At 64.6% G+C, this 24,996-nt stretch carries 20 protein-coding genes; 16 read left to right on the top strand and 4 right to left on the bottom strand.

What is annotated here, in order from left to right; translation table 11 throughout:
* The first annotated feature begins 22 nt into the window (after positions 1 to 22).
* From AC0KS4_RS06990 to AC0KS4_RS06960, 7 genes are all read left to right on the top strand, one after another.
* A complete protein-coding gene (locus AC0KS4_RS06990; protein WP_238957648.1) occupies positions 23 to 1,168 on the top strand; it encodes a PLP-dependent cysteine synthase family protein in 1,146 nt (381 codons plus the stop codon).
* Positions 1,165 to 2,613, top strand: a complete 1,449-nt coding sequence (locus AC0KS4_RS06985; RefSeq protein ID WP_238957647.1) for an MFS transporter — start codon at positions 1,165 to 1,167, stop codon at positions 2,611 to 2,613. Before AC0KS4_RS06990 ends, AC0KS4_RS06985 begins: the two co-directional genes overlap by 4 nt.
* 470 nt (positions 2,614 to 3,083) lie before the next feature.
* A complete protein-coding gene (gene lpqS, locus AC0KS4_RS06980) occupies positions 3,084 to 3,485 on the top strand; it encodes a putative copper homeostasis (lipo)protein LpqS (RefSeq protein WP_225330292.1) in 402 nt (133 codons plus the stop codon).
* Positions 3,486 to 3,731: 246 nt separating this feature from the next.
* Complete coding sequence (locus tag AC0KS4_RS06975; protein WP_225330291.1) at positions 3,732 to 4,031, top strand: PE family protein; 300 nt, start codon at positions 3,732 to 3,734, stop codon at positions 4,029 to 4,031.
* 15 nt (positions 4,032 to 4,046) lie between these two features.
* Positions 4,047 to 5,237, top strand: coding sequence for a PPE family protein (locus AC0KS4_RS06970; RefSeq protein WP_238957645.1), 1,191 nt, complete (start codon positions 4,047 to 4,049; stop codon positions 5,235 to 5,237).
* A gap of 90 nt (positions 5,238 to 5,327) precedes the next feature.
* A complete protein-coding gene (locus AC0KS4_RS06965; RefSeq protein WP_225330289.1) occupies positions 5,328 to 5,624 on the top strand; it encodes a WXG100 family type VII secretion target in 297 nt (98 codons plus the stop codon).
* Positions 5,625 to 5,635: 11 nt separating this feature from the next.
* Positions 5,636 to 5,920: a WXG100 family type VII secretion target gene (locus AC0KS4_RS06960; RefSeq protein ID WP_008257405.1), complete on the top strand. Its 285-nt coding sequence runs from the start codon at positions 5,636 to 5,638 to the stop codon at positions 5,918 to 5,920.
* On the opposite strand, the gene AC0KS4_RS06955 is transcribed toward AC0KS4_RS06960, so the two are convergent.
* Together AC0KS4_RS06955 and AC0KS4_RS06950 are read right to left on the bottom strand one after the other, a co-directional pair.
* Positions 5,917 to 6,915 (bottom strand): IS481 family transposase, encoded by a 999-nt coding sequence (locus AC0KS4_RS06955; protein ID WP_238957004.1) that lies wholly within the window; start codon positions 6,913 to 6,915, stop codon positions 5,917 to 5,919. The genes AC0KS4_RS06960 and AC0KS4_RS06955 overlap by 4 nt on opposite strands.
* Positions 6,916 to 7,687: 772 nt before the next feature.
* The gene (locus AC0KS4_RS06950) at positions 7,688 to 10,294 is read right to left on the bottom strand and encodes a helix-turn-helix transcriptional regulator (RefSeq protein ID WP_238957644.1); all 2,607 of its coding nucleotides are present in this window, start codon (positions 10,292 to 10,294) and stop codon (positions 7,688 to 7,690) included.
* Between the two features lie 283 nt (positions 10,295 to 10,577).
* Between AC0KS4_RS06950 and AC0KS4_RS06945 the strand changes: the two genes are divergently transcribed.
* Positions 10,578 to 11,681, top strand: coding sequence for a helix-turn-helix transcriptional regulator (locus AC0KS4_RS06945; RefSeq protein WP_225329942.1), 1,104 nt, complete (start codon positions 10,578 to 10,580; stop codon positions 11,679 to 11,681).
* Positions 11,678 to 12,802 (top strand): helix-turn-helix transcriptional regulator, encoded by a 1,125-nt coding sequence (locus AC0KS4_RS06940; protein WP_225329941.1) that lies wholly within the window; start codon positions 11,678 to 11,680, stop codon positions 12,800 to 12,802. The genes AC0KS4_RS06945 and AC0KS4_RS06940 overlap by 4 nt, the downstream gene beginning before the upstream one ends.
* An 80-nt stretch (positions 12,803 to 12,882) precedes the next feature.
* On the opposite strand, the gene AC0KS4_RS06935 is transcribed toward AC0KS4_RS06940, so the two are convergent.
* Both AC0KS4_RS06935 and AC0KS4_RS06930 read right to left on the bottom strand, forming a co-directional pair.
* Positions 12,883 to 14,124: a cytochrome P450 gene (locus AC0KS4_RS06935; RefSeq protein ID WP_225329940.1), complete on the bottom strand. Its 1,242-nt coding sequence runs from the start codon at positions 14,122 to 14,124 to the stop codon at positions 12,883 to 12,885.
* A 228-nt stretch (positions 14,125 to 14,352) separates the two neighbouring features.
* On the bottom strand, positions 14,353 to 14,760 hold the full coding sequence (locus tag AC0KS4_RS06930; RefSeq protein WP_225329939.1) for a nuclear transport factor 2 family protein: 408 nt from the start codon (positions 14,758 to 14,760) through the stop codon (positions 14,353 to 14,355).
* Between the two features lie 740 nt (positions 14,761 to 15,500).
* Here AC0KS4_RS06930 and AC0KS4_RS06925 point away from each other — a divergent pair.
* From AC0KS4_RS06925 to AC0KS4_RS06895, 7 genes are all read left to right on the top strand, one after another.
* Positions 15,501 to 16,877, top strand: a complete 1,377-nt coding sequence (locus AC0KS4_RS06925; protein ID WP_472408505.1) for an NAD-dependent epimerase/dehydratase family protein — start codon at positions 15,501 to 15,503, stop codon at positions 16,875 to 16,877.
* The gene (locus tag AC0KS4_RS06920) at positions 16,874 to 17,794 is read left to right on the top strand and encodes a TIGR03619 family F420-dependent LLM class oxidoreductase (protein WP_225329937.1); all 921 of its coding nucleotides are present in this window, start codon (positions 16,874 to 16,876) and stop codon (positions 17,792 to 17,794) included. Before AC0KS4_RS06925 ends, AC0KS4_RS06920 begins: the two co-directional genes overlap by 4 nt.
* A gap of 321 nt (positions 17,795 to 18,115) precedes the next feature.
* Positions 18,116 to 21,523: an AAA family ATPase gene (locus AC0KS4_RS06915; RefSeq protein WP_238957640.1), complete on the top strand. Its 3,408-nt coding sequence runs from the start codon at positions 18,116 to 18,118 to the stop codon at positions 21,521 to 21,523.
* Positions 21,520 to 21,984 (top strand): nitroreductase/quinone reductase family protein, encoded by a 465-nt coding sequence (locus tag AC0KS4_RS06910; protein ID WP_308193095.1) that lies wholly within the window; start codon positions 21,520 to 21,522, stop codon positions 21,982 to 21,984. The genes AC0KS4_RS06915 and AC0KS4_RS06910 overlap by 4 nt, the downstream gene beginning before the upstream one ends.
* A 468-nt stretch (positions 21,985 to 22,452) precedes the next feature.
* Positions 22,453 to 22,797 carry an NADH-quinone oxidoreductase subunit A gene (locus AC0KS4_RS06905; protein WP_225329945.1) on the top strand — a complete coding sequence of 115 codons (345 nt, stop codon included), beginning with the start codon at positions 22,453 to 22,455 and terminating at the stop codon, positions 22,795 to 22,797.
* 161 nt (positions 22,798 to 22,958) lie between these two features.
* Positions 22,959 to 24,065, top strand: coding sequence for a hypothetical protein (locus AC0KS4_RS06900; protein ID WP_225329947.1), 1,107 nt, complete (start codon positions 22,959 to 22,961; stop codon positions 24,063 to 24,065).
* Positions 24,058 to 24,996: a complex I subunit 1 family protein gene (locus AC0KS4_RS06895; protein ID WP_225329934.1), complete on the top strand. Its 939-nt coding sequence runs from the start codon at positions 24,058 to 24,060 to the stop codon at positions 24,994 to 24,996. Before AC0KS4_RS06900 ends, AC0KS4_RS06895 begins: the two co-directional genes overlap by 8 nt.

The following is a 24,996-nucleotide window of genomic DNA, read 5'->3' as shown; positions in this document are numbered from 1 at the left end:
TCGCAAGAAAGCGACGATTCTCATGACCGATGTTTTGTCTTTCGATAACTATGTTCACCCGATCCCGGCGCTCAAAGTTGTTCAGCCACGTGAGTGCGCCCAGCCCGGCACCGACACCTATCGGCGCCCCGGTGCGATGGTGGGCCACACCCCGGTGCTGCGCATCGAGGCGCCGTTCGCCCCGCCCGGACGCGGGTTTTGGGCCAAGCTGGAAGGATTCAATCCTGGCGGCAGCATGAAAGACCGCCCGGCCATGCACATGGTCGAAGCCGCCCGCGCCCGCGGCGAATTAGCTCCCGGAGCGCGCATCGTGGAATCCACCAGCGGCAGCCTGGGGTTGGGGCTGGCGTTGGCCGGCCAGGCCTATGGGCATCCGGTCACCGTGGTCACCGACACCGGCATGGAGCCGATCGTGCGTCACATGCTGGCCGCCTACGGCGCCGATGTCGAGCTGGTCACCGAGCCGCACCCGGTGGGGGGCTGGCAACAAGCCCGTAAAGACCGGGTCGCCCAGCTGTTGGCCGCCCACCCCGGCTCCTGGTGCCCCGACCAGTACAGCAACCCCGACAACATCACCGGCTACCGGTCGTTGGCGTTGGAGCTGCTTGATCAGCTCGGCGGGGTCGATGTGCTGGTGTGCTCGGTGGGCACCGGCGGGCATTCGGCCGGGGTGGCGCGGGTGCTGCGCCAGTTCAACCCCGACATGAAACTGATCGGGGTCGACACCATCGGCTCGACCATTTTCGGTCAACCCGTGGCCAGCCGGTTGATGCGCGGGCTGGGCTCGAGCATCTATCCGCGCAACATCGACTACGCCGCCTTCGACGAGGTGCACTGGGTGGCCCCGCAGGAGTCGGTGTGGGCGTGCCGCACCCTGGCGGCCAGCAACTTCGCCAGCGGCGGCTGGAGCGTGGGGGCCGTGGCGCTGGTCGCGGGCTGGGCCGCGCGCACCTTCCCGCAGGACACCCGCATCGCCGCGGTGTTTCCCGACGGACCCCAACGCTACTTCGACACCATCTACAACGACGACTACTGCCACCAACACCAGCTGCTGGACTGGCAACCCGTCGCCGAGCCCACCGTCATCACCGACCCCACCCAGCAGGTGGTGACCTCCTGGACTCGAACCAGCACCGTCGTCAACCCCGCACTAATCGCAGCCGCATGAGGAATATCCTCACCCGGTTTCGAGGCTTCGACCGGCCCAGCCAGGTCCTGATGCTCAACCAGTTCGGCATCAACATGGGTTTCTACATGCTGATGCCGTACCTGGCCGGGTACCTGGCTGGCCCGCTCGGGCTGGCCGCCTGGGCCGTCGGGCTGGTGCTAGGAGTGCGTAACTTCTCCCAGCAAGGCATGTTCATCGTGGGCGGCACCCTGGCCGACCGGCTGGGCTACAAGCCATTGATCGTGGCCGGATGCGTGCTACGCACCGGCGGATTCGCGCTGCTGGTGGTGGCTCACTCGTTGCCGGCCGTGCTGATCGCCGCCGCGGCAACCGGTTTCGCCGGCGCCTTGTTCAACCCGGCGGTACGCGCCTATCTGGCCGCTGACGCCGGAGATCGCCGGGTGGACGCCTTCGCCATGTTCAACATCTTCTACCAGGCCGGAATCCTGCTGGGCCCGCTGGTCGGACTGACATTGATGGCCCTCGACTTTCGGGTCACCGCGTCGGCAGCGGCGGCCGTGTTCGCAGTGTTGACCGTGGCGCAGCTGTTGGCGTTGCCGCAACGCGGTGTCGATTCGGCGCCGCAGCAGAAGTCGTTCCTGCAGGACTGGCGGGTTGTCGCCGGCAACCGGCCGTTCCTGCTCTTCGCGGCGGCGATGATCGGCTCCTACGTGTTGACCTTCCAGGTGTACCTGGCGCTGCCCCTGCAGGCGTCGATGCTGACGCCGCGGTCTGGAAAGGCTTTGGTTGCAGCACTTTTCGTTGTCTCTGGCCTGGTTGCGGTGGTCGGACAGCTGCGCATCACCCGTTGGTTCACGAAACGCTGGGGACCCGGACGTAGCCTGGCCATCGGTGTGGCCATCCTGGCGGTCTCGTTTGTGCCGCTGACAGTCATTCCCGACGGTCATCGGTTCGGGACACCGGTGGCGGTGGGGGCCCTGCTGGTGTCGGCGGCGCTGCTGGCCGTCGGTTCGGCCGCGGTCTTCCCGTTCGAGATGGACACCGTCGTCTCGCTGGCCGGCCGCCGGCTGGTGGCCACCCATTACGGGTTCTACAACACCATCGTCGGAGCCGGAATCCTCATCGGCAACTTGGCCACCGGATCGATATTCGGTGCGGCACAACGGCTGAGCGCTGGCGCACTGGTTTGGGGCGGGCTGGTTCTCATCGGCATCATCGCCGCAGTTGCCCTCTACCGTCTCGAACCCGCACACGACCTGCAACCGGCTCATCCCGAGCTTGGCGACGTCCAACCTGCGGTACCGGCCATAACCCGCCGGCGATTCACACCGCCGCACGGCAAGGCATCTGTGTCCCCGTCTCCTGGTCATCCTTTCGGGCGCCGGCCCGCGATGACGACGACTCTAACCCCAACGGGGCGCCGCAGGATGCCATCGGCACGCAACCAGGCGCGAGATTACTCACGTTCGATCGCGTCGATGTAATCACCTTGTGGTTACCCATGTGAATCCGCAGGAAGATCCGCCGTCAAGCACCCGATCGGCGCGAACTCCCGATGTTATTAAGGGATTCGACGCGAACAGCTGCCAGCGGCTCGGCCGCGGGCATCGCCTGTCGAGTGAGTCGTCATGTGTCCCGGGCCGATAGAGCGAAGCCGCGAGCTGGTGTTGTCGTGGGAGCCGGCCGCCGCACCGACTACCGCCGAGGTAGCGGAATGCCGCTTGGGCGCCTCTATACCTCGGGCGGGTAGGGGTATTTTGGGATGTCGGTGCAATGTGCGGGTAACTGTCCGATGCCCAACTGTCGATATCAGCTTGACCTGCATAAAAATGGCCAACGGCATGCACGATCGCGAGCCGGGCACAATGCGGTATCGACTGCCCCGCATATGGCATACCCCCCTATGGGCGGGTACAGTTGAGACACTATGAGGCCCCGCGGCGCAGGTACTTCGGTGCGGTTGCGAGTTGTTGTCGCGATCGCGGCTGCAGTGTGGTTGGTCCTCGGCGCCCTCGGGTGCGGGCTGGTGCATTTCGCTCCCCTCGCATTTGACCCACCGCACGCCTTCGTGACAGCGCCGGGCGGCGGGTCTGGCCCTGGCGCGTCCGACATTCAGGCCCAGCATGCTTCTCTTTACCGCGGCCTGGTCGCCAAATGCTCCAAGGTGTTCGGGGCCATGCCGGTGTCGGGACCCGTTACCGCGCTGGTGGAACTCGGTCTCGCGGTCGCCGTGGTCGCCGTCGCGGGTTCGCGCATCAAACTCGTGGTGCCGGTCGGGCGGGCCCCACCCCGCGCGGCTGCCATTGCCTTCAACGGTCAAGACCTTTTGACGCGGTTCTGCATAGCTCGCCGGTGATCGGCCGGCGGCAGGCCATTTGTCGCGCCACGACGATCGGTGAGCACTCGCTCACCGTCAACCGTCTCGCCGGCCTCGCCCCGGATGAACGCAGAAACAACCAACGCATCATCCTGTCTGACTCGGCCTAGCCGAGTCAGCCGACGCGGTCTCCATCTCGACGACGACCGCATCAACGCACCCGATACCACCGCAGCGGACAGGGCCAGCCCATGTCCGTAATCCCAAGTCTCCAAGGAGAAGTCCATGTTCTCACTCACCGTCGCCCCGCAAATGTTGACGGCGGCGACCGGTAACCTGCAGGGCATCGGCTCGGCGATGAGCGCCGAAAACGCCGCCGCGGCCGGCCCGACGACCGGGGTGGTTCCCGCCGCCGCCGATGAGGTGTCTGCGTTGACGGCGCTGCAGTTTGCCGCGCACGCGCAGATGTACCAGGGCGTCAGCGCCCAAGCTGCGGCGATCCACGAATTAGTCGCGAACACCCTTGGCGTCAGCGCTGATTCGTATGCGGTCACCGAGGCCGCCAACGCGGTCGCGGCCGGCTGAGCACTCCGAGGTGAAATGATGGATTTCGCAGCTTTGCCACCCGAAATCAACTCGGCAAGGATCTATGCCGGTCCGGGCCCGGGCTCGATGCTGGCCGCAGCGTCGGCCTGGGAGGGGCTCGCCGAGCAGCTATATTCGGAGGCCGCTTCGTATTCCTCGGTGGTTTCAGGGCTGACCAGCGGGCCGTGGCTGGGTCCGGCGTCGGCGGCGATGGCCGCCGCGAGCGCCCCCTTCGTGGCGTGGATGGACACCACTGCCGCCACGGCACAGCAGACGGCTTCGCAGGCCATGGCGGCCGCGGCCGCCTATGAGGCGGCCTTTGCAATGACGGTGCCGCCCCCAGTCATCGCGGCCAACCGCAGCCTGTTGCTGTCGCTGATCGCGACCAACATCCTCGGGCAAAACACGCCCGCGATCGCGGTCGCCGAGGCACAGTACGCGGCGATGTGGGCCCAGGACGCCGCCGCCATGTACGGCTACGCGGCCGCCTCGGCGACTGCGTCGCTCCTGACCCAGTTCACCCCGCCGCAGCCCGCCAGCAACCCGGCCGGCCTGGCCGGGCAGGGGACCGCGGTCGGCCAAGCTGTCGGCAGCTCGGCCAGCACCGACGCGCAGGCGGTCCTGTCACAGGTGACCTCCACGGTGCCCACGGCTCTGCAGCAGCTCGCGTCGCCGCTGTCGTCCACGTCCGAGTCGTCCACGGGGTCGCTGTCGTCCCTGAGTTCGTCGCTCAGTTCCATGAATCCGGCTTTATCGATGACAAGTTCGGTGGGGTGGATCTCGAGTGCCCTGCTCTCGAACGCGAATCAGATGAAGAATTTGATGCCGGCCGTCAGCGCCGCCAGCACCGCAGCTTCGGGACCGGGGCTGACGGGCGCGCTCGCTTCCAGCGCGCTGGGAGCACCCGGCTCAGCAGGACTCGGCGGGGCGGCCGTGTCGGCGGGCGTGGGCCGGGCGGCCACGGTCGGAGCGTTGTCGGTGCCGCAGACCTGGGCTTCGGCGGCCCCGGCAATGAGTTCTGCCGCGTCGGCGCTGCCCAGCGCCAGCCTGGCCACTGCCCCAGGAGCCACAGCGGGGGCTCCCGCAAGCATGCTCGGCGCGCCGCTGGCAACGATGGCCGGGCGCAGCATAGGCAACGTCGGCGAAACCGACCTTCGCTTCATGCCCCGCCTGACGGTGGTACCGCCCTCGGCGACTTTCGGATAGCAAAGGAGAGCACCAATTCGTTTTGGCAGGCGGCCATGACGCCGGCCACGTCGAGCAAAACTGATGATTTCCAGGTAAGGAGACACTTCAATGACTACACGATTTATGACCGAGCCGAACGAGATGCGGACCATGGCAGGCCGTTTCGACGTGCACGCCCAAACCGTCGAAGATGAAGCCCGCAAGATGTGGGCGTCCTCGCTGAACATTGCCGGCGCCGGATGGAGCGGGACCGCTCAGGCCGCGTCCTACGACACCATGGGCCAAACGAACACTGCATTCCGCAACATCGTCACCATGCTGCACGGGGTGCGCGATGGGCTGATCCGCGACGCCAACAACTACGAACAGCAAGAGCAAGCCTCACAGCAGATGCTAGGCAGTTAGGAGAACCGACGATGAGCATCAACTACCAATTCGGCGACGTCGACGCCCATGGCGCGCTGATCCGCGCCCAGGCCGCTTCCTTGGAGGCCGAGCATCAGGCCATCATCCGCGATGTGCTTGCCGCCGGGGACTTTTGGGGCGGTGCGGGTTCGGTGGCCTGCCAAGAGTTCATCACCCAGTTGGGCCGCAACTTCCAGGTCATCTACGAGCAAGCCAACGCCCATGGGCAAAAAGTCCAAACCGCCGGGGCCAACATGGCCTCCACCGACAGCGCCGTTGGATCCAGCTGGGCCTAGTTGTGATGTCCAGGGAGGTTGGTCAGTCGGGTGACCGGTGGCTGGCCTCCGATGGCGGAGTGGGGTCGGTGGTGATTGTAGAAGTGCAGCCAGCCGGCTAGAGCGGTGTCGCGCTGTTGGGTTGATTCGTAGAGTCGAGCGTAGGCCCAGCCGTCGGCCAGAGTGCGGTGGAATCGCTCGATCTTGCCGTTGGTCTGCGGTCGGTATGGACGGGTTCGCTTCGGGGTAATGCACAGCTCGGCGCAGGCATCACGCCATGCGTAGGACTTGTAGGCCGAGCCGTTGTCTGAGAGGACTCGTTCGACGGTGACGCCGTGGTCGGTGAACCACGCCACGGCGCGCTGCAGCACGCCGATCGCTGTGACCGCCTTCTCGTCCGCGCAGATTTCGGCGTAGGCCATCCGGGAATGATCGTCAATGACGGTGTGCACGAACGCCGTTCCGATCCGGGGGCGATAGTCCTTGCCGCGCTGGCCAGTGCGCCGGGCGGTCTGTCGGGCGTTGTGCTTGCTGATTTGTCGGCTCACGAACTTGTGCCCGCCGCCGTCGGGGATGTTGCCGAACTTGGTGACGTCGACATGGACCAGCGCTCCGGGCGAGGCGTGCTCGTAACGACGCAATGGCTCGCCGGTGACGCGGTCGATGTAGGACAGCCGGTTGATACGGCAGCGGGTCAACACCGCATGCACGGTCGAGGCCGGCACACCGAGCCGGCCAGCGATCTGTACTGGACCAAGCCGGTGACGCCACCGTAACCGCACGATCCGCCGCACCATGCGTGGCCCGGTCCTGGTCGGGCTGACACGGGGCCGCGAGCTGCGATCGGCCATCCCGGCCACCCGTTCGGTTCGAAATCGGTCGGCCCATTTCTTGGCGGTTCGTGGGGCGACCATGAACATCTTGGCTGCCGCGGCGTAGGTCCAGCCCTGCTCGACGACGAGGCGAGCAAGCCTCAAACGAGCGCGTGGCGTCAAAGCAGCGTTAGCGTGGGACACGAAGGCCTCCTGGTTGATGAAGCGGTTTCTAGACAGCTCCACTTCATAACCGGAGGCCTTCACCTGTCACACAGGCTCACCGATACCAAACGGGACAATGTCCCTGGACATCACACCTAGCCGCGCCCTCAGCCGCACCTCGATCGCATAGGTAACGCAAATCACGACTTGCGCATTGTCGTTCGATACTGCGCCCTTGCCCAGGGAGCTAGGCGAACTCGAAAGCTCTTGCTGGATCATGCCTCTGGAGGGTTCAGCCACATCGACATGAATGCCACAATGTAACGCAAGCCCGGCTGAAGACACCGCCGACTGGAGTGACGGCTTCGATACAGCTGCACCTGGCGGTCCCGAAGATGCCGCGCTCGTCAGTCAATAGGCGGGCGACAGACGCGCTGGCGACGACAAGGTCGTTACGGTTATCGCTCCAGCTGGACCAAGGTGGCCGCTGCGCCGGTGGGAGCGGATGGTGCTTTTAGATCGATACTGCGCCGGCAGGTTTCGTTAACGGTAATGATCGATCGGTCAAGATCAGCGCTTCGGGCGCCCCTGGACGTTGCAGCGCGACCCGCCTGCGCGGTACCAGGCATATTTGAGCAGCCCGCCATTGTTGTGCCTGTGAATTCGACGCCGTCTGTCCGCGACAGTACGAAGGCATCTCGTGCCTGGTATCCAGCTGAACGGTCTACGGATTTGGACGGAACCCAGCAGCCGACCGTCCACCGTGCACCCATCGCAATGCCTGTCCTGCGAGCGCCTCGCCCTGACGTGGTTACCGGGGCCTGGCGCTGCGTGGACGCATCAGAGCGGCGAGGTCCTCGCGGCTGGCCGTGCAGGTCTTGGCCATCGCCTTGTAGATGTGGTTTTCGACGGTACGAACCGACAGCGTCAGTCTCGCCGCGATCTCACGGTTAGACAGCCCTTCACCGAGCAGCATCGCGATTTCTCGTTCGCGATCGGTCAGCGGCAAACGCTCGGCGGCCTGCCGAAGCGCCGGTGTGGTAGCGCCGCCGCACTGCTCGGCGAGCGCCTCGGCGCGCGTCGAACACGTCAACGCCGACCCGCGCTTGTCCTGCCGGCGGTACGCAATAGCTGCATGGGCCGCCGCGTCCAAGGCCGCAATCAGATCACCCCTGCGCTCGAATTCCTCTGACACCAACGCCAATACAGCCCCGTCCCCGGCATTAAGGGCCTCAGCGAATCGGGCCGCAACAGCTGCGCGCGGTCCTTCGACGATCGTTTCAAGCTCGCGCAAGCGCGGCGCACTGGAATGGTCACCAAACTGCACGGCGGTCTGTAGACACATTACTTCCGCGGCAAACTGCCCATTGGCGCCGGCGATCCCGGCAGCCGAGAGCGCAGTGGTGATTGCGTTGCTGACGCTGCCCTGGCAGGCGGCGACCCATGCACGAGCCAGCTCGTACTCGTAGTCGAGGTATCGCCAGCCTGGATGCCGCTGCTGGTCAAGTCTGGCAAGGGCAGCGACGGCCTCACTGGTTGATCCGCGCATAGCGAGCGCGATCGTGTGTGGGATCTGGCAGCGGTACCCCCATCCGTTGCGCTCGCCGGAGGCGACCAGCGTGTCGATGACGGGTTCAAGAAGCGCGCATGCGGCATCGAGGCGGCCCGCGCCAAGTGCAGCGCGAGCCGCGACGGGTGCACCGACTAACTGGCCCGGCCCTGGAACGTTGGCCACCCGCTCGCCCAGGAGTTCGGCCATACCCTGAGCTTGCGCTATCTGACCAGCTAGCAGCAGCGCGCCGACGTGCGCGTCGGTGATGATGACGAAGCCGCGTACTGCCACGGGGTATCCGGTGCTCGCAGCGGCCGCGGCTTCGATGGTTCGGCCGGCGTCCCCGGCCGCAACGGTTCTGGCCCACGCGGTAAAACGGGAGGCCACATCGGATAGCTGTTCTGGCACAACGCCTTTCGACGCTTTGCTGGCGGCGTCGGGCCTGCCCATCGCTGCCCAGTACACGGTGAGAAAGGCGTTGATGCAGCTGTGAGCCTGCGCCGGTATCGCTCGCGACGCGTCGTCAATCAGCCTCTTCGCCCCTTGGGGATCTGCGAGGGTGAAGAGCCTGTTGGTGGCCCGCAGATTGGCGAGCCTGGCACGCTCGCCGTCGCCCAATTCGCTAGTGGGCATGTCCGCGAGCACCGCGTCGGCCTCCTCGCCGCGGCTCAGCGACGATAAAACATACGCGCGGAGGAAATTCGCTTCCGGACCCCCGCCAGCGCGGATGGCCGCATCGGCGAGCCGATCGGCCAGGGGCAGATCCATCAGCCACACCGCCCCCGGAGCGGCGCTGGTCAGAAGGTCGGCGTCGGGCTCAAGATCGGAGTCCAGGCTCAACACGGCGCGCCGCACCACCGCCCGCACGTCGGCGCAGCCGACAGTGGCGAGTTCAGCCACGACCAGTCCCCGCAACCGGCGCAGCCTGGTGGGTACCGCACGCCGCTTGCGCACCTCGGCATACAGCGGATGCGCCACCCGCACCTCGACACGACCGTCGACCTGGTCCAGCGTCAGGAGGCCGCGCACGTCGGCCTCCTCGACCGCCGCCGGATCGGTGATACGCGTCAGTGACCCCAGCTCAATCGGCTCGCCGATCGCCAGCACGTCGACCACATCGCTCACCGATGCCGGCAGGGCACCGATGCGCGATTCGATCAGTTCAACCAAATCGGGCGGCACGACCGGTTCGCCGACCCAGCACCAACGACCATGCTGCTCGACGAGCCGGCCATCGGCGATCTCCTGCTCCACGATGTTGCGCAGGTATAAAACGTTGCCGCAGGTCAGGTTCCATAAGCGGCGGGCCGCGTCCAGATCCACACATCCACCGAGGGTCGCCGATAGCAGCTCCAGGGTTTCGGCGGGTGATAAAGGCTGCAGATCAAGCCGCTCGAACTGGCCAGCCTTCCACAGCTCACGCATGCCCGCGCTGATCGGCTCCCCGTCCCGCACCGTCAGGATGAGTTTCGCAGCGCCTCGCTGGACGATCTGATGCAAGACAAATGTCGACGCGTCATCGAGCAAACTGACGTCGTCAACACCAATCACCACCGGGCTCCCAGCCGATGCCGCAGTCAGCGACTCGATCACGCCGCCTACCAGTTGCAGCGTGTCACCCGCGGCCGACCCCGCCCAAGGGGCGAACGCGCCCAACGGAAGCATCTGCGCCGACGACGTCGCCACCACCCAACGCGTTTCGCATCCCTTCGATGCCGCGAACGACAGCGCCTCGCGGGCGATCCGGCTTTTGCCAACACCCGCAGCCCCACGAATGACCATCCCGCAAACATCGGGCTCCCATAGCGCGCTGTCGATAAGCCGCATTTGCTCGAAGCGGCCCGTCAGCGGCAACCGTATGCGCACTGATCCTCGGTCCGCCTGCCGTTGACGACCGTGCGGTCTCACCTCGGTAACCGTTGGCCTCGCCCTGCCACGTCGGTAGCCGACCCCATCCACGCTGCGCGGATGGTCCGCCGCAGCGAGAGCAGGCGCCGCGGCGGTGCCCTGCGCGAACATGCCTGAACACAAGCACCCTGACTCGCGCAATGCCTCATCCAAATGGGTGAAATCCAGATACTCTTCATAGGAGAATCACACTGAGGAAGGTGCCGATGCGGATACCAGCCAGCGAATCAGGGGCCGGTCGATGGTCACGGTCGAGGACTTCTCGCGCCTAGTTTCCGGCATCTACGCCGCCGCGGTCACTCCCCGGCACTGGGAGCCGGCCCTCGATGAGATTTGCCGCAGCCTGGGCGGGACGATCGGCACGCTCATTGAATCCGCGGGTGGAGTGTGGTCCATTCAAGCCACGACTGCGCCAGCCGAGGTCGGTAAGACCTACGCCGAGCACTACCACCGCCTCGACTATGTGCTCGCCGGGGTTGGGAACGGTCCAGCCGGCGCAGTACGCACCGGCACAGAGTTGATAGCACCGCGGACGAACGAAGAGTTCTACAACGACTGGATGCGCCCGAACGGCATCGAAGACGGGCTGTTCGTCGGCCTGACCGGTGGACAACGCCCCTCGTGTTTGATCGTGGCGTCGCCGCGGCGGACTGAGTCGTTCGACACGCCTGAACGCGTGACCTTGATGAACGGGCTGGTTGGACACGTGCGACAGGCGCTGCACACGGAGGACAAACTGGCGGCTCTGGCCGACAGCGTCGTTGAGCTGGCAGGCGCACTTGAGGTTGTCCGGCACGGTGTCATCGTCGTCGCAGGCGAGCATCTGGTGATAAACCTGAATTCGGCCGCCGAGCGGATCCTTTGCGCGGAAGACGGCGTGTGCATGCGGTCAGGACATATCGCCGCAACAACCACCCATGCAGAACAAGAGCTGCATTGCGCCATCCAAAGTGCACTAGCGGCCGATGGCTCTGCCGTTCGTACAGGCCGGTCGCTAACCTGCGTTCGGCCATCGGGTAAGCGGGCCTACGTCATTCACGTGCTGCCCTCACACCGCCGCAATGCCGATGAGCCACTCCGACAGCCAATGGCGGTGGTGTTGATTATCGACCCAGAAGACGAACCCGAACCCGCCGCAGCGTTGTTGCGCCGGCTCTACCACCTCACCGAAGCCGAAGCCCAGGTTGCCCTACACGTGATGCACGGTGCGAACCTCAAGCAAATTGCAGACGAGTTGTCGATCTCATGGACGACAGTTCGCACCCATCTGCAACACGTCTTCGACAAAACTGACACCCACCGCCAAGCTGAGCTCGTCCGTCTACTACTCGCGCTGAGCCCATGACTGAGCGAATCCGGCGCCGGGCGATGGTCACGGTCGAGGACTTCTCGCGCCTCGTAGCCGACATCTACGCCGCGGCCGTCGCGCCCCAGCAGTGGGACGCGGCCATCCGCGACGTTCAGCGCGTGCTCGGTGGCACCGGGGGATCGCTGCTGATGGGCGGGGGCAGCGTTTGGTCGTTCCAGGATTCAACTCTTCCGCTGGCAGCGCTCGAGACCTATGCGGAGCATTACCGCCGATTGGATTATGTGCTCGAGAGGGTGCAGAACGGCCCGATCGGCGTGGTGCGGACCGGGCCGGAAATCATCGTTCCGAACCGGAATGCGGAGTTTTATACGGGCTGGATGCAGCCCAACGAACTAGAAGATGGGTTATTCGTCCGGCTCACCGGCGGTCCTCGACCGACCTGTTTTCTAGTGATGTCATCGAAACGGTATTTTGATGCGCCCGAGCGGGTGAAGCTGGTAGGCAGCTTGGTGGTGCATCTGCAGCAGGCGGTCCGGACGCAGGACCAATTCGCCGCTGTAGTCGAACGCAATACGGAGCTTGCGCGGGCGCTCGACGCGATCCGAGATGCTGTCATCGTCGTCGGAACAGATTGCCGGGTAATCAACCTCAATTCCGCCGCCGAAGACGTTCTGCGCGGCAACGACGGCCTGCACACAGAATCGGGGCGCATCGGGGCAATAAATATGCAGACCGAGCGCGAGTTGCACTGCGCGCTGCATGGTGCGCTGATCGGTGGAGAATCAGGGCTTCGTGGCGGGCGCTCTTTGATCTGCAGACGCCCATCGGGCCTGCGTCCCTATGTGATTCAGGTGATCCCGCTGCATCGCATCGGAACTAGTGAAAGGGCAGGGGAGCCATCGGCGTTGGTTTTGATCAAGGACCCAGAGCGCGAAACTGAGTCCGCCGCAACGCTGTTGCGCCGACTCTACCGACTCACCGAGGGCGAGGCCGAAGTCGCCCTACGGCTCACGCATGGTGCGGGTCTGAAGCAAATCGCGGACGAGCTATCGGTGTCGTATGAAACGGTTCGCACCCACCTGCAACACGCCTTCGACAAGACCGACACCCACCGCCAAGCCGAACTCGTCGGCCTCGTGCTCGCACTCACTCCATGAAGCCGCCGAACCAACGGCGAACGGGCGTATGTGCCGCGTTTGCGCCGCTGGTTGGGTCCATTCGCCGCGCTCGCCAATGCTTAATCTGCGGTGTCGAATTCGATGGGTAGGGTGGTCGGCCCGCTGAGCGCAGTTAGCGGCTTCCACGGGGCCGGTCCGGTGCGGCGCGCGTTGTGCATGCGTTGTGTCATGACGGTGAGGGCTTCGGCGAGCTCGAGGCGGGCGAGGTGGGAACCGAGGCAGTAGTGCATGCCCGCGCCAAATGTCTGCATCGCCGGGGCGCCGTCGCGGGTGATGTCGAGGCGGTCGGGATCGTCGTAGACGGCGGGATCCCGGTTGGCTGCGGCCATGTTTGCGAGGACCAGGGTGCCAGCCGGGATAGTGACGCCGGCGAGTTCGACGTCCTCGATGGCGGTGCGCAGCATGGCGAACGCTACCGGGGAATGGCGCATGATCTCCTCGACGGCATTGGCCGCCAGCTCGGGATGCCGTCCCAGCAATGCCCACTGCTCCGAGTGATCGCACAGCACGTGCACCGCGGCGGCGAGCTGGTTGCGGGTGGTGTCGGTGCCGGCCATCAGCAGCCCCGCTACCAGCATGCGCAGCTCGCCGGCGCCCAGACGGTCGCCGTCCTCTTCCGCGCGGATCAGCTCCGAGATCAGGTCGTCGGTCAATGTACGCCGCCGGCTGGCGACCATGTCGTCGATGTAGGCGTCAAGCGCCTCCCAGGCGGCCAGGATCGAGGCCGTTTCGTCGGCGGCGTTCCAGCTGAAGACCTTGAAGATGTCGTCGGTCCAGTCGGAGAACAATTGCCAGTCCTCGGCTGGGGCGCCCAGCAGCGCACAGATGATGGGGATCGGGTATTGGCGTGTGATGTCCGCGACCACCTCGCAGCGCCCGTAAGCGGTGTGGCGGTCCACGAGTTCGGTGATGACGTCGCGGATGGTCGTGCGCAGCCGTGCGGTGGCTCGCGGTGTGAAGGCCTTTGACACCAGGCGGCGCAGCCGGTGGTGTTCGTCGCCGTCCAGACTGATCAGGTTGGTCGCGACGCGGTCCCATATCGGGCCGGAGGTGATGCCTTGGGCGGCGAGGAACATCCCGTGAGGCACGCGGAGCCGTTGGTCGCGCAGCACGGCGTGAACCAGCTCGTAACTCAGGACTTCGGGGCCGTGGGTACCCATTGCGATCGGTGTTCGACTGCGGGCTTGAGCGATGAGCCGATGCGCCTCCTCAGGATCATGCAGGTGCTCATAGGCCAAGATGGGCAGCCCCGCGTCGAAGGCGTTCGGGCAAACGGGCGTAGGCATCGTGTCGGCGGTCATAAGGGCCTCTCAGGTAGGAACGAGTCGGCTGGCCATTAACGGTTGCTAGCCGCGACGCCATCGTCGCTCCGGTCCCGCAAGGACACGTAAGTAGTCAGCTACTCATCTAACCTGTCGACTACGTCGAACTGCCTGTGGTGATCGAGTCGTGCCGACAGCTGCTCGCTCGGCGCCGAGCATGCCGGGACCAGCCAGTTTTGCACCGCGCAACGCCATGGCAGCAGCGCGTCAACCTAGCTGATTAACCACCGCGGCCGTGTCAAGCCACACATTCTCGCGGCTAATCAGCCCGTCGCGGAACTCGAAGACATGCAGCATCCGAAATCTGATGCGCCGCCCGTTACCCGGAAGCCCGAGCAACGATCCGATCACGGTGCCCGTCATGAGCATTTCGAGGACCATCGCCTCGCCGGCCACGTACTGGCGCAGGACATGCCAGCTTTCGCTGCGGAAGTTGGCGGTGAGGTAGGCATAAAAGCCGCGGGCCCCGTCCTTACCGCGAGTGGGGCTATTGGGGAATCCGACCACATCATGCTCGATGTCGTCGGTGTACACGGCCACTGCGCCGTCGATATCCCCGTGACCTTCAGCGCTCATGTGGCGGTCCACGAGTGCCCGCATCTGGCTGTCAGCCATCGCCGTCTCCCAGTCGTGCCCCGGTACGAAGACAATTGATTCTCGTCGTCTCAGGCGAGCCGACAAGACCCCGGCGCGAGATCGCGTATCCGTGCTACCACGCCGCCATGCTGCGAAATGTGAGTAGTGCACCACTCATGTCGATTGGTCCCGCGCGATCCACTATTCCCAGTAACAGAACGTGGGCCAGCACAAGTGTCGAACTGTTCCGGCGACAGTGACGGAGGAAGCACATGCGCCGCCAACATCGCACCTACACCAAGACCGCCCAGTCGAGATGGATGGGCGGCACCTCATCAGCAATCAATCCGAGCCGTGAGGAGCGGGGAAATGACCGCAACACCAGAAGCCTATGCCAGTGCACGGGACCGTGAGCCCACCGTTGAGGCCGCATCACCTGCGCCCGCCTTGATTACCGAGCAGGAGGTCATGTTCGGCACGGCGGTAGCTGTGCGGGCGAGGCCGACGATACGCCGCTGGACCGGAAGAGCTTCGGTTCTCTTGGCGTCCATTCGCCGCACAATTGGGACCTCGCGGCGAGATGCCCGCCCAGTGCGTCATGACTGCCCGAGGCACTACGCATTCCTTGAGTACTCCTGCATGGCTCGTGAGATGGATCGCCTCTAGGCGCGGGAAGTCACCGACGTGACCATCGCGTGGTCCTCGATTCGCCGGTCGCGTCTGCATAGCACTCCCCCTGGCTAAACGTCACTTGTTAACGGGTAGCTGACCTCACCCATTTGGATGAGGAATTGCGCAGCCGAGAGTGGTTGGGTGCTGACATGTTGCACCAAGCATCAGGCGCGGCGCTATCCGCAACAGTGCGGGTGCTGCCGCGATGCGAGGGGTGCCACCGGCTGTCGTGGCCACCTCACCACCACGAGGCTTTTGTGGATACAGGGAGACCGAGTAGCCAGCTACCCTATCGAGCTTGTCTGGGCGCGGCCACGATTGTTGGCAAGCCGCAATTCGGACGGAACGACATGGGTGACGTTAGTGGCGGAATGGCTCAAATCGCTGATCATCGCGGTGGAGGTGCGGGTCGGTCGCGAATGAGGGTCTTCGCCACCGGCGCGACCGGATTAGTTGGCGCTCACACCGTACTGGCGCTGCTCGATGCGGGCCACGAGATGCGCTTGCTGGTACGCGACGAACCAAGGGCGCGGCGCTGGTTCGAGTCTCGCTGTCGGCACATCGAGCGCTCCGTCACCGTCGACATCACCGACCAGGCGGCGGTGCAGCACGCGATGGCGGGCTGCGACGCCATGTTTCACGCCGCGGCGACGGTGTCGCTGGACCCCCGCAAAGCCCGGGAAACGTACGACATCAACGCCGGCGCGACGAGGGCGGTGCTTGGCGCCGGACACGCGCTCGGCATCGGTAATCTGCTGTATGTCTCCAGCGTCGCCGCGCTGTTTCACCTTGGGGCCCCGCGCGTCGACGAATCGACGCCGCTCGCCGACGCTACCGAGCCATACTCGCGGTCCAAGCGTGACAGCGAGGAGCATGCCCGGGCGCTGCAGCAGCGGGGCGTACCGGTGCAGATCACCTATCCAATCGCCGGCGTCGGGCCAGATGATCCTAAGCTCAGTGCGGCCAACCGTGCGCTGGCAACGTTCGTCGGTCAAGTGCTGCCGCGTAGCACAACGGGTTTTCAGTGTGTCGATGTGCGCGACCTGGCTCATGCGCACCGATGGCTCTTAGAACATCCGCCCACACGCGATTTCGCGGATGCGCGCTACATCGTCGGCGGGCATTTCTATGCGTGGGAAGAACTTCGTCGGCGCCTCGAAGCGCTCCTTGGGCGGCGCATCTTCAGTCCACGGGTCTCGCCGAGACTAATGCGGGCGATGGGCACGACCGCGGATTATGCCAAGAAGCTGGTGACGTTTGAGACGCAGATCTCCGCCGAGTCGATGGCGATCAACACCCTGTGGCCACCCGCGGACTCGAGCCGCTTCGTGGCGAAGTCGGGTTTGTGCTTCCGACCGGGCGAAGCGACTTTCGGCGACACGATTCGCTGGATGGTCGAAGCCGGGCACATCCCGGTCAAGAAGGCGGGCCGACTGGTTGGTCTCGACGTCACGTCCGTTAAGGATAGGCACGGAGCCCGATGAAGTTTTCCTTTGCGATGCCAAATACGGTCCGCGTCAAAGCATTGACGCAGCCTTTCGAGCTCGACGTGACCGGTGCGGATCAGATCGTCATGGCCAAACGTGCCGAGGAGCTCGGGTACGACATGATCCCGATCCCGGAGCACTTCATCGTCCCGAACGCACACGTGGAGCTGTCGGGACCGCACTACTTTCACTCGACGGTCGCGCAAGCGTTCATAGCCGGCGCCACGCAACGTATCCGGGTCAACTCGTGCGTCACGCTGCTTCCGCTACAGCACCCCGTCATCATGGCCAAGGCGTTGTCGACGGCGGATTGGATGAGCGGCGGTCGTATCACCGTCACGTTCGGCGTCGGTTGGGACGCAGAGGAATTCAAGATTCTCGGTGTGCCTTTCCGCGAGCGCGGACGCATGGCCGACGAATACCTTGCCTCCATCGTTGAACTGTGGACGAGCGATTGGCCCGAATTCCACGGCAAGTACGTATCGTTCAAAGACGTTGCGTTCGAGCCAAAGCCGGTTCAGAAGCCGCATCTGCCGATCTGGATCGGCGGGGACGCCGAGCCGATGCTCAAGCGCGCAGCCCGATACGCATCGGGTTGGTTCCCGTGGCTGACAAGCCCTGCGGACATTCCCGCGAAGCTCGACTTCATCAAGTCCCAGCCAACCTACGACGGCCGGCCGTTCGAAGTGCTGTATGGCCTGGGCAGCTCGCGAGTCGGAGAAGGACACGTGGTCATCGACGACCCCACCCAACTGCCCGGCATGAGCGCAGAGGAAATCATCGACCAGCTCGGCTGGTTCGCCGAGCTGGGAGTAACGATGACCGGGGTGCCGATCCCGCCGGTCAAGGACATCAATGCTTACCTCGACTACGCGCAGTGGGTCATCGAGGAAATCAAACCAAAGGTGCCGTAATGGAAGACAAGTCGGTTCACCGCCGAGAAATGGAAACGGGGCAGTGAACGCCTACACGAATCGTGCCTATACCGTCCGCTCGGCCAGGTGCCGGTTGCCACGGTTCATCCGAAGAGGGCGTCGGAGTAGCGAGAGGACGTTTGTTATGGATGACTGAGCACGGTCGCGCGTTTGCGTTCGCCGCGACGCGGTTGCGCGTAAGCGATCGCTACTTCGACTCGACAGGGACGCCCCTCCGCCCATGCGGCTTGAAACTCGTGAGACGGGTTTGTCCATCGCACGGTCCCGGGGCGTGAGAAATTTTGCGAAGCCGGGATTCTCATGGATTTTTACGCGGTCGTTGATCAGGTTTTCGACTTACTTTGCAGTCGAGGCCGAGTTTCCTACCGCGCGCTCAAGCGCCAGTTCGATCTCGACGATGGTGATCTCGACGCGCTCAAGGAGGAGCTGCTCTACGCACACTCCGACGCCGTGACGGAGGATGGACTCGGTTTGGCCTGGGCCAGTCCGCCCGGGATGACGACCAAAATCACTCAGCCAGAAAGTGCTTCGGCACAATCCGCAGAACGTCGGCATCTGACGGTACTGTTCTGTGACCTCGTTGACTCCACTCCGCTCGCCGGCCGGCTGGACCCCGAGGACTTCAGCGAAGTGGTGCAAATCTATCAAGACACATGCGAAAAGGTGATCGCCCGCTATGACGGGCATATCGGCGCATTTCTCGGCGATGGCCTGCTTGTCTATTTCGGCTTCCCCCGAGCCCATGAGGACGACGCGCACCGAGCCGTTCGCGCCGGCTTGGGAATCGTGGAGGCCATAGCGCAGCTCAACACGGGTCTGGTCGACAAGCGCGGGTTGTCACTCGGTGTTCGCTTGGGGTGCCATACCGGGCTGGTCGTGGTGGGCGCGCTCGGGGGCGACGCGCGCCGCGAAGAGCTGGCGTTGGGCGAGACACCGAATATTGCCGCCCGCCTGCAAGGGGTTGCCGCACCAAACACGCTGGTAATCAGCGCGGTGACCCATCAGCTTCTGGGAGGGCTGTTTGCCTGTGAACCGTTAGGAACTCCGGCGCTCAAAGGCGTCGCACAACCGCTGCAGGTGTACCGGGTGCTGTCGGAGAGCAGCGCCCGCACGCGCCTGGAAGCGCTCGGCATCGGCGGTTTGACCCCCCTCGTCGGGCGCGAACGCGAAGTGGCGCTGCTGCAAGACCGGTGGACCCAGGTACTCGACGGGCAAGGGCAAGTAGTGCTGCTGAGTGGCGAGGCCGGGATCGGCAAGTCCCGACTGGTGCGGGCGCTCACCGAAATTGCCGCCCAAGGCGACGCGTGGCTCATCCCAGGCCAGAGTTCGCCGTACCATCAACACTCGGCGCTGTATCCGGTGATCGACCTGCTCGAGCGCATCGTGCTGCGGTTCGAACGTCAGGAGTCGCCGGAGCAGAAACTGCGCAAGCTGGAAGGGTTTCTGGTCCAAAACGGTCGGCCCTTGGCGGAGACCGTGCCGCTGTTCGCCTCCCTACTGTCCATTCCGCTGACTGATGACTACACGTCGGTCGACATCTCCCCGGAACAGCAGAAGCAACGGACGTTGCGTGCGCTGATCGATGTTGTGATGCAGCGAGCAGCTCAGCAACCGGTCTTATTCGTCATCGAGGACCTGCATTGGTTTGATCCCACTACGCTGGAACTGCTCGGCCTTCTCGTCGAGGAGCTTCCCGCCGCCCCCGTGATGGCTCTCCTCACCTACCGCCCTGACTTCACGCCGCCATGGCCGGCACGCTCAAGTGTCACCGAGCTGACTCTTTCTCGCCTGCCGCCCGATGAGGTGCTCGTGTTGATTGGCCACGTGACGCACGGCAAGCGATTGCCGGCGGAGGTTGTGCGGCAGGTGGTCGCCAAGACCGACGGCGTACCGCTGTTCGTTGAAGAGCTCACCAAGATGGTCCTCGAATCCGGTCTCTTGCGGGAGGAAGAAGACCGGTATGCGCTGACGAGCCGACTACCGCCGCTGGCGATTCCCAGCACGCTGCACGACTCGCTGATGGCACGCTTGGACCGCTTATCAGCGGTCAGGGGTCTGGCCCAGCTGTGTGCCACCCTGGGGCGCGAATTCACGTATCCGCTGCTGAAAGCAGTCACCTCGTGGGACGACGGCCCATTGAAACAGGGACTGCAGCAGCTGGTAAAAGCCGAGTTTCTCTACCAACAGGGTTTGCCGCCACAAGCGACCTACCGCTTCAAACACGCCCTTATCCAGGACACAGCCTACGAGTCACTGTTGAAGAGCACCCGTCAGCGCCATCACCTGCGCATCGCCGAAGTACTCGAATCGCGGTTCCGTGAGACCGTCGCAACGGAGCCCGAACTACTGGCCCACCACTACGGCGAAGCCGGCTTGACCGCAAAGGCCGTCCCGTACTGGCAAGCCGCGGGGCAGCGAGCACTTCAGCGCTCCGCCAACCTGGAGGCAATTGCCCACGTGACGCGCGGCTTGGACATCTTGGGCACCATGCCTGAGACCCCGGAACGTGCGCAACAGGAGCTCGGCTTGCAGATCATGCTGGGCGCTGCGCTGGGCGCCACGCAGGGCCAACAGGCCGTGGGTCACATCTACACCCGGGCCTGTGAGCTGGCCCGTCAAGGGGGCAGCACACCGGAACTGTTCGCTGCTCTGTGGGGGCTCTGGTATGCGCATATCGCGCAGGGCCAGATGCCGACGGCACGGGCTCTGGCCGCGGATTACCTCGAGCTGGCGCGCCGGCAGCGAGACCCGCTCGTACTTGCGGCGGGCCATCGGATGCTGGCCAATACCGCGTGGTGGCAGGGCACCTTGAAAGACGCCCGAGACCACAGCCGTGAAGGCCTGGCTATTTATAATCCTGAGCAGCATCGTGCGAGCCTGGTCCGCTATGGGCAGGACTCTGGGGTCTGCTGCGGTTGGATCCAAGCCCTCACCAAGTGGGTTCTAGGCTATCCGGACCAAGCCGTGCACAGCATGGACGAAACACTGGCACGCGCCCGCGCACTAGCGCATCCCTTCAGCGAGGCACAGACACTTCTGTTTTCCGCCCATCTGTATCAGTTGCTCCGAGAACCTCAGGCTGCGCGGGCCCGCGCTGAGGAGGCGTTGGCGCTATGTATCGAGCACGGCTTCGAGGCATATCGCACCTGGTGCCTGCTCCCCCGGGGCTGGGCTGAGGCACAACAGGGACGTGCGATAGAAGGTGTCGCAGACATACACGAGGCGTTGGATGCGCGGCACGCAACCGGAGCTAAGGCCGTCTTACCGTGGTTCTACACCGTGCTGGGCGAGGCCTACGGACAAGCCGGAAATGTCGACGATGGCCTGCGTGCCGTAGAAGAGGCGCTGGGGTGGGTGAAGCACAATGACGAGCACCTTTACGAGGCCGAGGCGTTTCGGCAGAAGGGTCAGCTACTACTCGAACAGGGCGCTGCGAACGCCGCCGAGGCGGAAGAATGCTTTCAGCGGGCCATGAACATTGCGCACCGTCAGCAGGCGAGGTCCTGGGAGCTACGAGCGGCAATGAGCATCACCCGACTCCGGTACGAGCAAGGCAACCGGCGTCGCCCGAAGGTGCTGGCGGCCGTTTACGACTGGTATTCAGAGGGGTTTGACACCGCCGACTTGCGGGATGGGAAGGCCTTGATAGCCGAAACAGAAAAGGCCGCAAAAGCACTCGGTCGAACGATCACTAAGGAGGTCACGTGAGCTTCGATAACCCGAAAGGCACCCGCGGCTCTCGCCAACCGCGCGCAAGTCTCGCGATGCAGTGGTTTAACAACTGGGCCATAAGCCGAATCCGTAGAAGCGGCAAGTTCATGGGTGGCATGGACGCATTGGTGCTGACGACAGTCGGCCGCAAGACCGGAGCACAACGCCGCACTCCAGTCGGCTATTTCCCCGGCGGGAATGACAGCTGGCTCGTCGTGGCCTCAGCGGCCGGCGCGGCAAGAAACCCGGCGTGGTACTACAACATCGCCGCACATCCCGACGAGGTTCATATCGAGGTCGCGGGCCGCAAGCTAGCCGTAACTGCCGAGCAGCTCAGCGGCACGACGCGCGAAGAGGCTTGGCGACAGATCACCGCGGCCTCGCCCCGGTTCGCGCGGTATCGACAGAAGACCGACCGCCTACTGCCGGTTATCCGCTTAGTACCCCGCGTCGGCTGACCTAGATGGGCTGGTCTCGGATGCGCGATGACCTGACCAAAGGCGGTCCAATAGATCAGGCCGACGAAATGTGTGGCTGACCGTGGTTCGACATCTGTTCGTCGACTCCCGTGGGCGCCGACAGTGCCGTCGTGGATTGCCTCGTGGTGAGAGTGCAGCCACCACACGCTGAGCTCTACTGAAGGGCAACCCGCAGCCCACCTCGAACAGGCGGGACCCCCACCTTGGACGTCGCGGAGCCAGCCGAAATCAACTAGCCCGCAAGATGATTGGCGCCGCGCAACCATTACGGGGCCAACGCCCAGACTGCGTGAGGTCGCCCGTGATGGTGACACGGCCGCCGAGTAACAGGGCGGCGATCGGTTTCGGGGCTTCGTGGAAGCGTGGTAGACCATTATCCGGGTGCGCTGCGCATATGGGGACGTCGACAAGACGCAGCGGCCCGCACCGGTGAAAGGAGCGCAGCCCATGTATGCCGGTGTGGCCTCGACGCTGCTGGTATCCCTAGCGGGCGTTGCCGCGGCATATGGGATGCATCGGCTCACGGCGGTGTGGGCGGACGCGTTGACTTCGCTTCCCTTCCAGTCGGGGTGGCGGCCCGAGGAGCACGCGCTGTCCCGGTATCACGTGCGCTGGTATCCAGCGACACTGATCTTTCTCGCTTTCGATGTCGAGATGTTGTTCATGTACCCATGGGCCATCGTGGTCACACAGATGGGCACCACCGCTATCGTCGAGATGTTCCTATTCCTGGCCGCGTTGTTCGTCGCGGTCGCATGGGCGTGGCGGGAGGGCGCGCTGCGATGGGTATGACCGCCGCCTTAACCCGAGCTGCTACCCGCCGGGCCCACGTCCTGACCGTCGAGGTCCCAGGGAATTGGGTTCTGCGCGCAGCGGTGGAGCGCGGTCTTGCTGCGCGTAGGTGGTGTGCAGCGGTGTCCCCGGCGGACGCCGACGTCCTAGCGGTGTGCGGCATGCCCGGGTCCGAGTTGGGCGAAGCCGTCGACAGGATCTGGGACCAATTGCCCGGCCCCCGAGTCCGCATCGACATTACTGACAAGGAGTCGATCGATTCAGCGCTGGACCGCGCAGCCGCGGAGCTGCTCGATTTCGGGCAACAACGAGACGACGCCCGTGATCGCGCACAATTGCCCGACCCGGACCACACTGGTCACCACGGCGGAACGGCCCATGGCGGCATGGATCACGGCGACATGAACCACGGCGACATGGACCACAGTGACCACCACGACATGAACCACAGCGCGATGGACCACAGTGACCACCACGACATGAACCACGGCGACATGGACCACAGTGACCACCACGACATGAACCACGGCGACATGGACCACAGTGGACATCACGGCATGGACCACGGCGACATGGAGATGGCGCCTGCCGGCATTGCTTTGGCCGAAGGCGGAGAGGACCGCGACGGCCTCGAGATGGATGTCCTGCACTTGCGTCTCGGCCCGGTCCTCCCCCACTGGCCGGCGGGATTGGTATTGCGGTGCTCATTGCAGGGAGACGTCCTCGCCGAGGCCGAGGCATGGATCGTCGATAACGACCATGAAAGCGGATATAAGGCCCCGCCGGAACACACCGAATTGGTGGCGGCTGCCCAACAGTGCGACCACGTCGTCGATCTGCTCGAGCTGTCGGGGTGGCCGCGGGCGGCGGCCGTAGCGCGGCAGGCGAGGGACCTGTTGTTGGGCGACTCTGACGTCGACCGAGCGCGGGAGCTGCTTGACAGCCTGCACAAGATGCTCGGCAAGTCCAGGTTGCTGCGCTGGTCGTTACGTGACCTCGCGCCGCTGACATCTGAAAGTCTCGACCGTCATGAGCTGCCCGCGGCACTTGCCGGCGATACCTACGACCGGCTACTCACCCGAGTCGGTCTAGCGCGCACTCTCCTGCGAGAACCCTTAAGGTCCAGTCTATTTGAACTTGACTCGACAAAGATAAGCGATGCGCTACCGGCCCTGGTGCGCGGCCTGGACGTGGCCACTGCCCGCCTGGTAGTCGCCAGTCTCGGCATCGACACCGCGCGCGCAAACGAGAGCATCCCTCATGGGTGACCCGACGGTTACGACGGTGCCAGGCGTCTGGGCGCTCGGCGCCGCCGGGTTGCTCGGAGCACTCGGCCTCTATGCCGCCTCCCTCGATGGTGTGCTGACCGACCGCGGCAACGGTGTCCGCACGGGCGGAGCGGCCACCCCGCTGTGGGAGGTGGCGCGTCTGATGCGGCAGCGTCGGCGCACCATCGTCGCGGCGGACACGCTGCTGTGGCGGGTCGGCGCTACGGGTCTGATCGTCGCCGCCATGTTGATGGTGACCGTGGTGCCGCTGGGCCGGTGGACGCTGTTCGATCTCGATGTGGGCGTCGTGTGGTTCAACGCGATGGACGTGATGGTGTGGGCGCTGGTGTGGCTCGCCGGTTGGGGTCCGAATTCGGCGCATTCGCTGATCGGCGGCTACCGATTCCTGGCCCACGGCTTGGGCTATGAGCTCCCGCTCATGTTCGCGCTGGTCGCTCCGGCCATTGCGGCCCAGAGCCTGCGTGTCGGCGCGGTCGCCGCGGCCCAGCAGCAATTGTGGTTCGCCGTGTGGATGCCGATCGCGTTTGTCGTCTATTGTCTTGGGGTAGCAGCCTTTTCGGTATGGGGCCCGTTCACGCCGGCGCTTGGCGCCGACGTCGCCGGCGGCGTGACCACGGAACTCTCCGGTGTGGACCGGCTAGTGTTCCACGCCGGGCGGTACGCGCTGCTGGCGTCCGGTGCCGCGTTCGCCGTGCCGATGTTCCTCGGCGGCGGCGACGGACCGTTGCTACCGCCTTGGTTGTGGGTGTTGCTCAAAACCGTTGCGCTGCTGACGGTTTTGGTATGGCTGCGTAGACGGGTTCCTGTCTTTCGGCCGGAGAAGTTCATGGAGCTCGGCTGGGTGGTCCTGCTGCCGGCCGTCCTCGTGCAAGACCTGGTCGTGGCCATAATCGCTACTTGGAGGAGCTGA

The sequence above is a fragment of the Mycobacterium sp. NTMscope_MAC_12 genome, from assembly GCF_976985675.1.
The sequence above is the reverse complement of the archived record's forward strand: the minus strand, read 5'-3'. Positions and strand labels throughout refer to the sequence as shown.

Excerpts from the sequence above, each read along its gene's own strand:
- AC0KS4_RS06990 (WP_238957648.1), top strand. The coding sequence starts at position 23 with ATGACCGATGTTTTGTCTTTCGATAACTATGTTCACCCGATCCCGGCG.
- AC0KS4_RS06985 (WP_238957647.1), top strand. The coding sequence starts at position 1,165 with ATGAGGAATATCCTCACCCGGTTTCGAGGCTTCGACCGGCCCAGCCAG.
- AC0KS4_RS06975 (WP_225330291.1), top strand. The coding sequence starts at position 3,732 with ATGTTCTCACTCACCGTCGCCCCGCAAATGTTGACGGCGGCGACCGGT.
- AC0KS4_RS06970 (WP_238957645.1), top strand. The coding sequence starts at position 4,047 with ATGATGGATTTCGCAGCTTTGCCACCCGAAATCAACTCGGCAAGGATC.
- AC0KS4_RS06965 (WP_225330289.1), top strand. The coding sequence starts at position 5,328 with ATGACTACACGATTTATGACCGAGCCGAACGAGATGCGGACCATGGCA.
- AC0KS4_RS06960 (WP_008257405.1), top strand. The coding sequence starts at position 5,636 with ATGAGCATCAACTACCAATTCGGCGACGTCGACGCCCATGGCGCGCTG.
- AC0KS4_RS06945 (WP_225329942.1), top strand. The coding sequence starts at position 10,578 with ATGGTCACGGTCGAGGACTTCTCGCGCCTAGTTTCCGGCATCTACGCC.
- AC0KS4_RS06940 (WP_225329941.1), top strand. The coding sequence starts at position 11,678 with ATGACTGAGCGAATCCGGCGCCGGGCGATGGTCACGGTCGAGGACTTC.
- AC0KS4_RS06935 (WP_225329940.1), bottom strand. The coding sequence starts at position 14,124 with ATGACCGCCGACACGATGCCTACGCCCGTTTGCCCGAACGCCTTCGAC.
- AC0KS4_RS06930 (WP_225329939.1), bottom strand. The coding sequence starts at position 14,760 with ATGGCTGACAGCCAGATGCGGGCACTCGTGGACCGCCACATGAGCGCT.
- AC0KS4_RS06920 (WP_225329937.1), top strand. The coding sequence starts at position 16,874 with ATGAAGTTTTCCTTTGCGATGCCAAATACGGTCCGCGTCAAAGCATTG.
- AC0KS4_RS06915 (WP_238957640.1), top strand. The coding sequence starts at position 18,116 with ATGGATTTTTACGCGGTCGTTGATCAGGTTTTCGACTTACTTTGCAGT.
- AC0KS4_RS06905 (WP_225329945.1), top strand. The coding sequence starts at position 22,453 with ATGTATGCCGGTGTGGCCTCGACGCTGCTGGTATCCCTAGCGGGCGTT.
- AC0KS4_RS06900 (WP_225329947.1), top strand. The coding sequence starts at position 22,959 with ATGCCCGGGTCCGAGTTGGGCGAAGCCGTCGACAGGATCTGGGACCAA.
- AC0KS4_RS06895 (WP_225329934.1), top strand. The coding sequence starts at position 24,058 with ATGGGTGACCCGACGGTTACGACGGTGCCAGGCGTCTGGGCGCTCGGC.